11 protein-coding genes are annotated in these 13,787 nt (G+C 72.4%); 8 read left to right on the top strand and 3 right to left on the bottom strand.

All coding sequences use genetic code 11. The features are described from left to right. The first annotated feature begins 88 nt into the window (after nt 1-88). The 8 genes from ACTXG6_RS14200 to hypF all read left to right on the top strand — a co-directional run bounded on the left by ACTXG6_RS14200 (nt 89) and on the right by hypF (nt 9,017). Nucleotides 89-1,210 carry a right-handed parallel beta-helix repeat-containing protein gene (locus ACTXG6_RS14200; RefSeq protein ID WP_445188263.1) on the top strand — a complete coding sequence of 374 codons (1,122 nt, stop codon included), beginning with the start codon at nt 89-91 and terminating at the stop codon, nt 1,208-1,210. Nucleotides 1,211-1,285: 75 nt separating this feature from the next. After that, a complete protein-coding gene (locus tag ACTXG6_RS14205) occupies nt 1,286-2,809 on the top strand; it encodes an amidase (RefSeq protein WP_445188264.1) in 1,524 nt (507 codons plus the stop codon). Further along, nucleotides 2,767-3,795 (top strand): IS110 family transposase, encoded by a 1,029-nt coding sequence (locus tag ACTXG6_RS14210; RefSeq protein WP_445183406.1) that lies wholly within the window; start codon nt 2,767-2,769, stop codon nt 3,793-3,795. The genes ACTXG6_RS14205 and ACTXG6_RS14210 overlap by 43 nt, the downstream gene beginning before the upstream one ends. Before the next feature lie 610 nt (nt 3,796-4,405). Further along, on the top strand, nt 4,406-4,936 hold the full coding sequence (locus tag ACTXG6_RS14215) for a helix-turn-helix transcriptional regulator (protein ID WP_445188265.1): 531 nt from the start codon (nt 4,406-4,408) through the stop codon (nt 4,934-4,936). Further along, a complete protein-coding gene (locus ACTXG6_RS14220; protein ID WP_445188266.1) occupies nt 4,845-5,411 on the top strand; it encodes a phosphoheptose isomerase in 567 nt (188 codons plus the stop codon). The genes ACTXG6_RS14215 and ACTXG6_RS14220 overlap by 92 nt, the downstream gene beginning before the upstream one ends. Before the next feature lie 128 nt (nt 5,412-5,539). After that, nucleotides 5,540-5,827 carry a HypC/HybG/HupF family hydrogenase formation chaperone gene (locus tag ACTXG6_RS14225; protein ID WP_445188267.1) on the top strand — a complete coding sequence of 96 codons (288 nt, stop codon included), beginning with the start codon at nt 5,540-5,542 and terminating at the stop codon, nt 5,825-5,827. Next, nucleotides 5,824-6,504 carry a D-sedoheptulose-7-phosphate isomerase gene (locus ACTXG6_RS14230; protein ID WP_445188268.1) on the top strand — a complete coding sequence of 227 codons (681 nt, stop codon included), beginning with the start codon at nt 5,824-5,826 and terminating at the stop codon, nt 6,502-6,504. The genes ACTXG6_RS14225 and ACTXG6_RS14230 overlap by 4 nt, the downstream gene beginning before the upstream one ends. An 8-nt stretch (nt 6,505-6,512) precedes the next feature. Further along, entirely contained in the window at nt 6,513-9,017 is a 2,505-nt protein-coding gene (hypF, locus tag ACTXG6_RS14235) for a carbamoyltransferase HypF (RefSeq protein WP_445188269.1), read from the top strand. A gap of 794 nt (nt 9,018-9,811) precedes the next feature. Here hypF and ACTXG6_RS14240 read toward each other — a convergent pair. The 3 genes from ACTXG6_RS14240 to ACTXG6_RS14250 are packed head-to-tail and all read right to left on the bottom strand — an operon-like array spanning nt 9,812 to nt 13,778. Beyond that, a complete protein-coding gene (locus ACTXG6_RS14240) occupies nt 9,812-11,482 on the bottom strand; it encodes a GntP family permease (protein ID WP_445188270.1) in 1,671 nt (556 codons plus the stop codon). Then, nucleotides 11,482-12,153 (bottom strand): bifunctional 4-hydroxy-2-oxoglutarate aldolase/2-dehydro-3-deoxy-phosphogluconate aldolase, encoded by a 672-nt coding sequence (locus ACTXG6_RS14245; RefSeq protein ID WP_445188271.1) that lies wholly within the window; start codon nt 12,151-12,153, stop codon nt 11,482-11,484. Before ACTXG6_RS14245 ends, ACTXG6_RS14240 begins: the two co-directional genes overlap by 1 nt. Further along, entirely contained in the window at nt 12,150-13,778 is a 1,629-nt protein-coding gene (locus tag ACTXG6_RS14250) for an N-acyl-D-amino-acid deacylase family protein (RefSeq protein ID WP_445188272.1), read from the bottom strand. Before ACTXG6_RS14250 ends, ACTXG6_RS14245 begins: the two co-directional genes overlap by 4 nt. Nucleotides 13,779-13,787: the final 9 nt, after the last annotated feature.

Consider the following 13,787-nt stretch of genomic DNA (forward strand, 5'->3'; position numbering starts at 1 on the left):
CACAACGGTTCCACAGCGACCCCACAGCGGCGGCGGCGCCCGACACCCTGTCGAACCTCGGGGGTCGGCCCGTTCGTAGGATTCCGGCGTGAAGAGCTTTCTAGGACCTCGGCGGAGCACCCGCGCTCACTGGTCCCGCCTGCTGGTCCTGGGTTGCCTCGCGGTAGCGGCCGCCCTACTGGCCGGTGCCTGCAGCGCGGCGCCGATCCCGAAAGCCGCCCCACCCCCGCCGCCCGGCTCGGTGCCGCGCGCGGTCCCCAAGCCGGACAACTGCACCAAGTCGCTGACCGACAGCACCAGCGCGCAGCAGGCCCTGGACGCGGCCGTCCCCGGGCAGCGCCTGTGCATCTTCGGCTCCTACGTGCAGGGCGCCTCGCTGCGGCTGACCAAGTCGGGCACCCCGGGTTCGCCGATCGCCCTGGAATCGGACGGCTCCACCCTGACCACCATCCGTGTCCAGGCGGACAACGTGCTGGTCGAGGGCTTCAACACCAACGGCGGCAACGGCATCAAGGCGCGCGGCACCAACATCACCATCCGCAACAACGACGTCCGGGGTGCCGCTGACGACGGCATCCGGTGCTCGCCGTGCACCAACTCGATGGTCGACAACAACACGGTCAAGGGCACGGACGGCACCGGTGTGCTGATCGACGGCCAGGGCGTCACCGCGCAGAACAACGACGTCAGCGGGTCGATCCGGCGCACCGCCACGGACGCGGACGGCATGCGGTTCTTCGGCATCAACATGAAGTTGATCAACAACATGGTGCACGACATCAGCCAGGCGGGCTACCCGGCCGGCACCGAGCCGCACACGGACTGCTTCCAGACCTTCGACAGCGACAGCCCGCTGACCTACGGCGTGGTCATCCAGAACAACAAGTGCGTGAACGTCGACGCGCAGTGCCTGATCGCCAGCGGTACCGAGCGGCACAACGCCGGGGTGCCCGCCGGCCAGGTGGCCATCCAGTTCCTGGACAACTACTGCCAGAGCGGCGCCGACCAGGCGGTGTACCTGGAGGGCTACCCGAATGTCGTGATCAGGGGCAACACGTTCTCCTCGCAGTACACGACCGCGGTGCTGGCGGTGGAGGGCGCCACCGACACCAAGATCAATGACAACACGATCGTCGGCAAGTTCGAGCCCTACCAGGTGGACGACGCGTCCCGAGCGGGCTTCGACGAGTCCAACAACGTCACCAAGTAGTCCCGCCGCCCGGCGGGGCACCGGTCCCCGCCGTTCGGCGAGCCGGCGCGCGGTGGGCCGGGTAGCGTCGGCCCGGTGATCGAACTGCACTGGGCCGGCGCCGGCGAGCTGGCCCGGCTGATCCGGGCGGGCGAAGTGTCCGCCGTCGAGGTCGTGACCGCGCACCTGCGGCGCATCGAGCAGGTCAACCCGGCGGTGAACGCGGTGGTGACGCTCGTCGCCGAGCGGGCGCTGGACGAGGCCGCCGCGGCGGACCGGCACTGGGTGGCCTGGTCGAGGCACCGGGTGCCGGCGGAGCTGGGCGCACTGCACGGTCTGCCGATCGCGCACAAGGACACCCACAACACCGCCGGGATCCGCACCACCTACGGCTCCACGCTGCTCGCGGACAACGTGCCGGACACCGACGAGCTGGTGATCGAGCGGCTGCGCGGGGCCGGCGCGATCACCATCGGCAAGACCAACGTGCCGGTGTTCGCCGCCGGCAGCCACACCGTCAACCCGCTCTTCGGCGCCACCCGCAACCCCTACGACCTGGGGCGTTCCGCGGGCGGCAGCAGTGGCGGCGCGGCCGCCGCACTGGCCACCGGGATGCACCCGCTGGCCGACGGCAGCGATGTCGGCGGCTCGCTGCGCAACCCGGCGTCGTTCTGCAACGTGGTGGGCCTGCGCCCCTCGCCCGGCCGGGTGCCCAGCTGGCCGGACCCGCTGCCCTGGTCGCCGCTCGGGGTGCAGGGGCCGATGGCCCGCACCGTGGGTGACGTCGCGCTGGCGCTGTCCGTGCTGGCCGGCCCGGACCCGAGGGCGCCGTCGTCCCTGGAACACCCCGGTCCGGAGCTTGCCGAGCTCGGCCGGCCCGGCCGCCAGCCCACCGACCTGACCGGGCTGCGGGTGGCCTGGGCGCCGGACCTCGGCGGCCGGGTGCAGGTGGAGCCGGAGGTGAGCGCCGCCCTGGCCCCGGCACCCGAGGTGTTCGCCGGCCTGGGGGCCCGGGTGGAGCTGGCCTGCCCGGACCTGACCGGCGCGGACGAGGTGTTCCGCACCCTGCGGGCCTGGCGGTTCGCGATGGCCTTCGGCCCGCTGGCCACCGCGCAGCCGGAAGGGTTCAGCCCGCAGCTGCTGGACAACATCGACGAGGGCCGCCGGTTGTCCGGCGCCGACGTGGCCCGTGCCGAGGCCAAGCACACCGAGCTCTACCACCGGGTCCGCGAGTTCTTCGCCGACTACGACCTGCTGCTCGCCCCGGTCAGCCAGGTGGCGCCGTTCCCGGTGGAGTGGCGCTACCCCACCGAGGTCGCCGGCCGGGCGATGGAGGACTACCTGGGCTGGATGGCCTCGGCGTACCTCATCTCGGTCACCGGGTGCCCGGCGCTGTCGGTACCGGGCGGCTTCACCCCGGCGGGTCTGCCGATCGGGTTGCAGATCGTCGGGCCGCATCGGGGTGATCTTGCGGTGCTCCGGGCCGGCCAGGCGTTTGAGCAGGTCACCAAGATGGAATGTGGCGGCCGCCGCCGGCGGCCTGTTCGTCCAACGGTGAGCCGGTTGGGGAGGTTGTCATGTCGGTGGTGGGCGGGATCGACATTCATCGATCGCAGTTGACGTTCGACTATGTAGATCTCGATTCGGGGGAGGTGCTCCGGGGCAAGATCGCGCCGGGAGACCGGGAAACCTTGAGGCGATGGTTAGGCCGGTTCAGCGGCCGTGCCGGCGTGGCGTTCGCTCTGGAAGGTTGCACGGGCTGGCGCTACGTCGTCGAGGAACTTCAGCGGGCCGGCATCGAGGCCCATATGGCGGAGCCGGCCGAGACCGCGGCGCGTCGGGGCCCGAAACGGCGCGCCAAGACCGACCGTACCGACGCCCAGCTGCTGCGGGACCTGCTGTTGGAAGGCCGGATTCCGGAGTCGTGGATCCCACCGGAGCCGGTGCTGGAGGCTCGCGCACTGGTCCGCCTCTATAAGGACCTGCTCGATGAGCGCACCGGCTGGTTGCAGCGGGTACAAGCCGGTCTCTATCACATGGGCGTCGTAGACCTCGACGTCAAAGCGATGTCGGCGGCCGGACGGGAACGCATCGCCGCGGCGCACTTATCCCCGGCGACCCGCATCGCAATCGACACCGGTATGCGACAGGTCGATCGGCTCTCCGAGGAGTTGGGCAACGCGCGTGAACAGATCCACTGGATCGCCCGGCGGCAGCCCGCGTGCAAGGCGTTGCAGGCCGCACACTACGGCGTTGGGCCGCTGACCTCGGTGGCGATCTGGGCTGAGATGGGAGACACTCGCCGGTTCCGCAGCTCCGATGACGCTGTGCGCCACGCCGGGCTGGATGTCACTGTCTACTCTTCCGCCGGCCGTCGCACCGCTGGGCATCTGGCCCGACAAGGCCCGGTTCTGCTGCGCTGGGCACTGTATGAGTCCGCCGTGTACGCCGGACGCCCCAGCTCGCCCGATCATGCCTACTTCCAGCAGGTCAAGGCCCGCCTGGATGGCCAGTTGGCGCTGTTGTCGGTCGCCCGCAAGCTCGCCCGCCGCTGCCACCACACCCTGCGCAACCTGGGCGACCAGGTTCTCGCACCCGCCGCCTGATCCGCCCAACACCCCGGGCAAGTCGCCGCGCCCGACCAACCGATGAACCCGCGGTCAGCTCCCAGCAACCCTGTAGCTGCCGGTTCCTCACCGGACAGCCGACCAAGAGTGAGCGGCCGCAACCCGAGTTGAGTCACCCCAATCGCCATCTTGTCGCCGACCCCAAGTGGTCGAGGACCTAGATAAGCAGGGGCGCCCGACACACACCGGGGTAGACGAGCCAGGCCCGACTCGAGGGAGCCGACGATGCCTACCAGCTGAAGCAACAACCCACGAAGATCTTCTTCGCCGGCGGCCAGGGTGCGCCGCTCGGTCTCGCTGTCAAGGCCCTGCGGCCGCTGCGCGGTCGGGCGCTGCCCGAGCCTGGACAGCCGCCACCGAGCTAAACGCGCGCCCCACGGCCATCGAAGAAGATCCAAAAACAAGTGAGTCAACGAGGGGTCGCGCGGCCTTGACACCACGGTGGCCACAGATAAGCATGGTGCCCACCGGCCGCAGCTCGTGGGGGCCCGCTGAGCGGCGGTTCGGCCACCGTTCGCCCCAGCCCTTGTGACCCGTCACACATGATGAGACGCTCGGGTCTCATGATTCCGTCGCAACGGGGCGCGATATGGGCGAGTGTGAGCCGAGGAACTTTCTGCAGCCCTGCCTGTTGCTGCTGCTGCGTGAGCGGTCGGACCACGGTTATGACCTGGTCAACAGGCTGCGCGAACTCCACGTAGTGGACGGCGACGCGGGCGCGGTCTACCGCTCGCTGCGTGGCCTCGAGCGCAACGGGCTGGTGCGGTCCAGCTGGCAGACCTCGGACTCGGGCCCGGCCCGGCGCACCTATCAGGTGACAGCGGCGGGTGTGGCCGACCTGAATCGCCAGGCGGTACTGCTGGAGGCCACCCACCAGACGCTGCACGTGTTCCGCGGCCGCTACCAGAAGCTGACCGGCGTCAGCGCGGAGTCCGGGGACCACCAGGAGCACAGTCCGGACAGCCATGGCGGTGCGTGCAACGGAGCCGGCGGAATCGGTTGCCCGGATCCGCGGGAGGGAGTCGGCCATGCCCACGGCGAAGGTCGCCACGGTCACGGCGAGCCGGACCATCGAGGCGTTCAGCCGTCGATCGGTGCCGGCGAACGCGCTCGCGGGTGACGCGGAGGCGATCGCGGCGGCCTGCCATGCAATGGCCCGGCGGTTCCATCGCGGCGGGCGGCTGGTGGTGTTCGGTGCCGGCGGTGCGGACAGCGACGCGGCACACGTGGTGGTGGAGTTCGTCCACCCGGTGATCGTGGGCAAGAGGGCGCTGCCGGCCTTCGCGCTCACCGGGCGCAACATGGCCGGGCAGCTGGCGTTGTTGGGCGAGCCCGGGGACATCGCGCTGGGCATCGCGGCGGACGGCGGCGACGAGGTCGCGGACGCGATGGCGGTGGCCCGCCAGGCCGGGCTGTTGACCGTGGCGCTGCTCGGCGGTGACGGCGGGCGGATCGTCCGCGACGGCCTCGCGGAGCACACCCTGGTGGTGCACTCGACCGATCCGCTGGTGGTCAAGGAGGTGCAGGTGACGACCTATCACGTGCTGTGGGAGCTGGTGCACGTGTTCGCCGAGCAGCCCGGCGTCCTGTCATGACCGAGCCTGTCACGAGCGAGCCTGTCACGAGCGGGCCTGTCACGAGCGGGCCTGTCACGAGCGGGCCTGTCACGAGCGGGCCTGTCACGAGCGGGCCTGTCACGAGCGGGCCTGTCACGACCGAGCCTGTGCTGCTCGGGCCCATCGGGATCAGGCCCACCGCCGGTGTGCCGGCGCACTGCGAGGGTGACGTCTGCATCACCTGTTCCGACGAGGCCGTGCCGGTCCGGATCACCGAGCTGCGCCCGGACGAGATCGCGCTGGTGGAAACCGAGGCCGGCACCTTCGAGGAGGTCAGCATCGCGCTGGTCGATGCCGGGCTCGGCGACGTGGTGCTGGTGCACGCCAAGGAGGCGATCGTGTGGGTGGACACCTCGGCGTTCCAGCCGGCCGGTAGCGCTGGCGGTTCACGGTGACCGGCGTCGAGTCGCTGTACCCGTTCCTCTACGCCGCCGACGAGCCGGGCACCGAGGGGACATCGGCCGCGCTGAGCTCGGTGCTGGCCGAGGTGGCGCGGTCCACCCGGGACAAGGTCGGTGAGATCGAGCGGGTCCGCGCCGAGCTGCTGACGGCGGAGGCGGAGCGGATCGCCGCCTGCGCGACCGCGATGGCCGAGCGGTTCGCCGCCGGCGGCCGGTTGTTCAGCTTCGGCAACGGGGGCAGCAGTACAGACGCCGACGCGGTCGCCGGGCAGTTCCTCACCCCGTCCGGCCCCGGCCGCCCACTGCCCGCCAGGTCGCTGACCAGGGATGTCGCCACCCTGACCGCGCTGGCCAACGACGTGTCGTTCGACGTGGTCTTCGCCCGCCCGCTGGCCGCGTCCGGGCGGGCCGCCGACATCGCGGTCGGGCTGTCCACCAGCGGCGGCTCGCGCAACGTGCTGCGTGCGTTCGTCGAGGCGCGCCGGCTCGGCATGCTGACCGTCGGGCTGGCCGGCTACTCCGGGGGCCCGATGGCGGAGGCGGCCGAGCGCGGCGAGATCGACTACCTGTTCGTCATGCCGTCCGACTCGGTGCACCGCATCCAGGAGGCGCAGACCACCACGTACCACGTGCTGTGGGAGCTCACCCAACTCGCGCTCGCCGGCTCCTGAGCCCGCGGATGCCTGACACTCGGGTGTCCGACCCGCGGTTGCCCGATGCGGGGTTGCCCGATGCTGGATCGCCCGATGCGGGGTCGCCCGAGCGGGTGCGGGTCCGGGTGCGGGTGGCCGGCATCGTGCAGGGTGTCGGGTTCCGCCCGTTCGTGCACGGGCTGGCCGGTTCGCTCGGGCTGTCCGGCCACGTCGGCAACGACGAGTCCGGCGTGCTGTTGGAGGCCGAGGGTGACCCCGCCTCGGTGCGCAGGTTCCTCGCCGAGCTGGCTGAGCACCCGCCGGCGTTGGCCGTGGTGGAGCGGGTGGAGGCCACCGAGATCCCGGTGACCGGCGGTGCTGCCGGCGGCGCTGCCGGTGGTGCTGCCGGCGAGAGTGGGGCCGCCGCCGGGTTCGCCATCGTCGCCAGCAGCGCCGCCGGCCGGCGCGCCACCCTGATCTCCCCGGACACCGCCACCTGCGCGGACTGCCTCGCCGAGCTCGTCGACCCGGCCGACCGCCGCTACCGGTACCCGTTCCTGAACTGCACGAACTGCGGGCCCCGGTTCACCATCGTCACCGGGGTGCCCTACGACCGCGCCGCCACCACGATGGCCGGCTTCCCGATGTGCCCGGCCTGCGCGGCGGAGTACCACGACCCGGCCGACCGGCGGTTCCACGCGCAGCCGGTGTGCTGCCCGGACTGCGGCCCGACCCTTCGGCTGGTCGGCGCGGACGGGGCGCCCTACCGGGCGGCCGACGGTGCGACCCCGCCGGACCGGGAACCGGGCGCCGACCCGATCACCGACCTGATCAGCGAGGCCGCGGCCGCGCTGCGGGCCGGCGCGATCCTGGCGATCAAGGGGCTCGGCGGTTTCCACCTGGCCACGCTGGCCCTCGGCGCGGTGGGGGAGACGGCGGTGGCCAGGCTGCGCGCCCGCAAACACCGAGAGGACAAGCCGTTCGCGCTGCTGGTCGCCGACCTAGCCGCGGCGCGCGCGATCGTCGAGGTCGACGACACGGCCGCCGAGCTGCTCACCTCGCGGCGCCGCCCGATCGTCCTGCTACCGAGGGCCGCTGAGCCGGCCGCCGACGGGCTGGCGAGCCAGGTCGCGCCGGGCAACGGGTACCTCGGCGTGCTGCTGCCCTACACCCCGCTGCACCACCTGCTGGCCGCCGAGCTCGCCGAGCCGATTGTGCTGACCAGCGGCAACATCTCCGACGAGCCGATCGCGTTCCAGGACGAGGACGCCGAGGCGCGCCTCGCCCCGATCGCCGACGCGTTCCTCACCCACGACCGCCCCATCCACGTCCGGGCCGACGACTCGGTGCTGCGGGTGGTCGACGGCCGCGCGATGCCGATCCGCCGCTCCCGGGGCTACGCGCCGGAACCGCTGTCGCTAGCCTGGCCGGCGCCGCGCCCGGTACTCGGCTGCGGCGCCGAGCTGAAGAGCACCTTCTGCCTGGCCAGGGGACTGCACGCCATGCTGTCGCACCACATCGGCGACCTGGAGAACTACGAGACACTGCGCTCCTACACCACCGGCGTGGCGCACTTCCAGGAGCTGTTCGACGTCCACCCGGCGGTGCTGGCGCACGACCTGCACCCGGAGTACCTGTCGACCAAGTTCGCCCTGGACCGGGCGGAGGACGCGGCCGAGGACGGGGGCGAGCCGGTGGAGCTGCTCGGTGTGCAGCACCACCACGCCCACCTGGCGTCCTGCCTGGCCGACAACGGGGTGGCCGGGCCGGTGCTCGGGGTGGCCTGTGACGGGTTGGGCTACGGCACCGACGGCACGCTGTGGGGCGGCGAGGTGATGGTGGCCTCGCTGCTCGGGTTCCGCCGGCTGGCGCACCTGGAGCCGGTGCCGCTGCCGGGTGGTGCCGCCGCGATCCGGGAACCGTGGCGGATGGCGGCCGCGTACCTGCGGGTCGGCTTCGGCGCCGGGGTGCTGCCACCGGGCGCCGCCGCGCTGGCCGGCCGCCAGGGTGCGCGCTGGGAACAGCTCGGCGCACTGCTGGACGCCGCCCCGACCGGCGCGGTGAACGCCCCGCTGACCAGCAGCGCCGGCCGGCTGTTCGACGCGGTGGCCGCGCTGGTCGGCCTGCGGGACCGGGTGAACTACGAGGGCCAGGCGGCGATCGAGCTGGAGCAGCGGGTGGACCCCGCCGAGCGCGGCGGATACCCGGCGCGGCTGGACGGCCCGCTGATCCGCGGCGCCGACCTGGTCGCCGCGGTGGCCGGTGACCTGGCCGCCGGGGTGGCGGTCGGCACCATCGCGGCCCGGTTCCACAACGGCGTCGTGGACGTGCTGGCCCGGGCCTGCGCCGCCGGTCGGAACGAGACCGGGCTGGGCACCGTTGCGCTGTCCGGTGGGGTGTTCCAGAACGTGGTGCTGACCAGCCGACTGGCCGCCCGGCTGCGCGCCGACGGTTTTGCGGTGCTCACCCACCACCGGGTGCCGCCCAACGACGCCGGCATCAGCCTCGGCCAGGTCGCGATCGCCGCCGCCCGGGACCGCAACCCGAGCTGAACCCCGGCGTGCGGCCGAGGCGCAGACTCCGCCCCCCTTCGGCGGCCGGCCGCACCCGGTTACTCGACCGGGCGGCTTGGTGCCCCGCCCCGGGAGCGCGCCCGACCCCGTTGTTACCGAGCTGCACAGCAGGCAGGTTCCGCGGCCGAATTTCCGGCCTGGTGTGCAGTTCGGTAACAACAGGCCGGTGGTGGCTCGTTTGCGCGGCCTTCGGGCCGGCTCGGCCAGTCGGCTCACCGCGCCCGGCGCTGACAAGTACACCCCGCGCCCCGGAAAGCGCGCCCGACCCCGTTGTTACCGAGCTGCACAGCAGGCAGGTTCCGCGGCCGAATTTCCGGCCTGGTGTGCAGTTCGGTAACAACAGGCCGGTGGTGGCTCGTTTGCGCGGCCTTCGGGCCGGCTCGGCCAGTCGGCTCACCGCGCCCGGCGCTGATAAGCACACCCCGCGCCCCGGAAAGCGCGCCCGACCCCGTTGTTACCGAGCTGCACAGCAGGCAGGTTCCGCGGCCGAACTTCCGGCCTGGTGTGCAGCTCGGTAACAACAGGCCGGTGGTGGCTCGGTTTGCGCGGCCTCCGGGCCGGCTCGGCCAGTCGGCTCACCGCGCCCGGCGCTGATAAGCACACCCCGCGCTCCGGGAGCGCGCCCGACCCCGTTGTTACCGAGCTGCACAGCAGGCAGGTTCCGCGGCCGAATTTCCGGCCTGGTGTGCAGCTCGGTAACAACAGGCCGGTTGGGAGCGCGGCCGGTCGCCCCCCTTCGGCGGCCGGCCGCACTCGGTTACTCGACCGGGCGGCTACACCAGGGCGAAGATCAGTCCGGCCGCCGCGAACCCGACCACGGACAGGATCGTCTCCAGCACGGTCCAGGTCTTGAGGGTGTCCTTGACCGACATGTTGAAGTACCGCGCGACGATCCAGAACCCGCCGTCGTTCACGTGGCTGGCGATGATCGACCCGGCGGACACCGCGATCACGATCAGCGCGATCTGTGCCTGCGAGTAGCTCCCGGCGGACACCAGCGGCTCGATGATGCCGGCCGTGGTCACGATGGCGACGGTCGCCGAGCCCTGCGCCAGCCGCAGCGCGCAGCTGATCAGGTACGCCGCGACGATCACCGGCATGCCGCCGGCGGTCAGCGAGTGGGACAGTGCGTCGCCCACCCCGGTGGCCCGCAGCACCGCGCCGAAGAACGAGCCGGCGCCGACCACCAGCAGGATCATGCCGATGGGCTTGAGCGACTCGCCGGTGATCTGGCCGAGCTCGGTGACTGTCATGCCGCGCCGGATGCCGAGCAGGTACATCGCCAGCAGCACCGCGATGGTCAGCGCGATCGCGGGCGTACCGAGGAACAGCAGCGCGGGCCGGAGCGCTGAGGTGGCCGGCAGTGCGATCCCGCCGACCGTGGCGCCCAGGATCAGCAACATCGGTACCAGGATGATGAAGTTGATCAACCCCAGGGACGGTGGCCGGGGGCGGACCAATGTCGCGGTGCCGCCCGAGCTGCTCCCGATCGAACTGCTGCCCGACCCACCGCTGCCCGACCCGCCGCTGCCCGACCCACCGCTGCCCGACCCACCGCTGCCCGAACCGCCGTTGCCCGAACCGCCGCTGCCCGAACCGCCGTTGCCCGACCCACCGTTGCCCGAACCGCCGCTGCCCGAACCGCCGTTGCCCGACCCACCGTTGCCCGAACCGCCGCTGCCCGAACCGCCGGGGCTGACGCCACCCGTGGGCAGGTCGCCGTCGGGGTCGACCCCGCCACGATCCGGCTCGGCCGCCAGCATCTCGGCGGGCACCTCGATGTGGATCCGCCGGCCGATGAACGAGCCCCACCACACGCCGGCCACCAGCCAGGCCGGAATGCCGCAGGCCAGGCCCATGATGATCAGCCAGCCGAGGCTGACGTGCAGCAGCCCGGCGGCGGCGACCGGCCCGGGGTGCGGCGGCAGGAACGCGTGCGTCATGGACAGCCCGGCGAGCATCGGCATCGCGTAGAGCACCAGCGAGCGGCCGCCGCGCTTGGCTGCCACCCAGACCAGCGGCGCGACCACGAAGATCCCGATGTCGAAGAACACCGGGATACCCAGGATCAACCCGGTCAGCCCCATCGCCAGCGGCGCGCCCTTCGGCCCGAACAGGGCGAGCAGCCGGGTGGTGAGCACGTCGGCGCCGCCCGAGCGCTCCATCACCGCGCCCAGCACGGTACCCAGCCCGATGATCGGCGCGATGTGTCCGAGGATGCTGCCGAACCCGGTCTCCAGCAGCGACGCCGAGGATTTGATCGGGGTACCGACCAGGTCCGCCACGGACACCCCGCCGGCCAGCGCGACCAGCACGCTCACCACGATCAGCGCGATGAACGGCTCCACCTTGTACTTGATGATCAGGAGCAGCAGTACCGCGACGCTCAGCACGGCGAGCGTGAGCAGACCGGGCGTCGAGTGGTGCAGCCAGTTGACGAACATCAGCGCTCCCCGGGTGTCGTCAGGGCGGCCGCGAAGGTGCGGGCGCGCTCGGTGATCTCGGACCAGTTGCCGGCCGAGACCACGGCCGGTGGAACCACGCTGGTGCCGGCGCAGACCGCCAGTGCGCCCGCGTCCAGGAACGCACTGGCGTTGTCCGCCGAGACACCGCCGGAGGGCAGCAGCGCCACCCCGGGGTACGGCCCGCGCAGGTCTTTCAGGTAGCCGGGGCCCAGCCTGCCGGCCGGGAAGATCTTCACCGCCGCCGAGCCCAGGTCCAGTGCCTGCGCCACCTCGGTCGGGGTGAACGCGCCGAGGAACACCGGTACACCGGCGGCGACGGCCACCTCGGCAACCGGGGCGCGCAGACCTGGGGTGACCAGGAACTTCGCGCCGGCGTCGATCGCGCCGCGGGCCTGGTCGGCGGTCAGTACGGTGCCGGCGCCGAGCAGCACGCCGGGCACCCGCGCGGCCTTGGCCAGGTGCTCGAGCACGCCGGGGGTGGTGAAGGTCAGCTCCACGGTGCGCAGCCAGCCTTCGGCGAGCGCGTGGCACAGCGCCACCACGTCCGGGATCGTGTCGGCACGGACCACGGTGAGCGCGCGGTCGGCCCGCAGCACGTCGAGCACGTCGAGCACGCCCGGTTCAGCCCGGGTCGCGGCCGTGCTGCTCATCGCACGTCCCCGGTGCCGCGGCGGCGCAGCGCCCGCCCCGAGATGGCCGCGGTCCTGTGGCTGTCGTCCATGACGAGCTCTCCGTTCACCAGCACGTAGGGAATGCCGGCGGCGGGGCTGCGCGGCCGGTCGTAGGTGGCGGTGTCGATGACCGCATCCGGGTCGAACAACACCAGGTCGGCGGCGTAGCCGGTACGGACCAGGCCGCGGTCGCGCAGCCGCAACCGGGCCGCCGCCCGGCCGGTGAGGTGCCCGACGCACTCCTCCAGGGAGAACAGGCCCAGCTCACGGCAGTAGTGCCCGAGGTAGCGCGGGAAGGTGCCCCAGGCCCGGGGGTGTGGCTTGGCGCCGACCAGCAGGCCGTCGCTGCCGGCGGTGTGCCGGGGATGGCGCATGATCGTCCGCACGTTCTCCTCGTGCCCGACGTGCTGCAGGATGCCGGTGCCGAGGTCGTCGCGGACCAGCACGTCGACGAACACGTCGAACGGGTCCTGGCGCCGGGTGTCGGCGAGCTGCGCGACGGTGCGGCCGACCACGCCGTCCAGCTCGGCGCGGGTCACGCCGCTGATCTCGATGGTGTCCCACTCGGCGACGACACCGTGGCAGCCGTCCGAGCCGTGCACCTCAAGGTCCGCCCTGATCCGGGCCAGCGCCGACGGGTCGTGCAGCCGGCGCAGCGTCTCGTCCGGCCCGCCCGAGGTCGCCCAGCTGGGCAGCACCGCCGACAGCGTGGTGGCGCCGGGCAGGTAAGGGTAGGTGTCCAGGGTGATGTCGGCGCCGCCGGCGATCGCCTCATCGAGCAGGTCCACCAGGTCGGCGCCGCGTCCCTTGTTCGGCCCGAAGTTCATGCACGCGTGGGCCAGGTGCAGCGGGCAGCGCGCCCGGCCGGTCAGCTCGACCATCTCGGCGTAGGCCTCGAGCGCGCCCTTGCCGTACGAGCGGTGGTGCGGTGCGAAGAAGCCGCCGAGCTCGCCGACCACCGTGCACAGCGCCAGCAGCTCGGCCGACTCGGCGTACATACCCGGGGTGTAGGTCAACCCGGCGGACAGGCCCACCGCGCCCTCGCCCATCGCGGTCCGCAGCAGCGCGCTCATGCCGGCGATGTCGGCCTCGGTGGCCGGCACGTCGTCCCAGCCGCAGACCAGCGCGCGCAGCACCCCGTGCGGCACCAGGTACGCGGCGTTGCCGGCCGCCCCCGCGTCGATCCGGTCCAGGTACTCGGCGACGCTGCGCCAGGTGAACGCCGCCGCGCCGGGGTCGGAGTTCCACCCGGCGATCTTGCGGCGCAGGATGGCCAGCGACGCGTCGTCGACCGGGGCGTAGGACAGCCCGTCCTGGCCGAGCAGCTCGGTGGTGACGCCCTGGCTGAGCTTCGCCAGGTGCGCCGGGTCCAGTACCAGTGCCAGGTCGGAGTGGGCGTGCATGTCGATGAAGCCGGGGGCGAGCACCAGCCCGTCCGCGTCGATCACCCGGTCGGCGTCGGCGGCACCCGGGGCCAGCGCGGGGGCGATGGTGTCGATCCGGCCGCCCGCGACCAGCACGTCGGCGGTGTAGCGCGCGGTCTCGGTGCCGTCGATGACGCTGGCCCGGCGGATCAGCGTGCGGCTGTGCACAGGGTTCGGCATGGCCGGCCC

This window comes from Pseudonocardia sp. Cha107L01 (assembly GCF_052566575.1).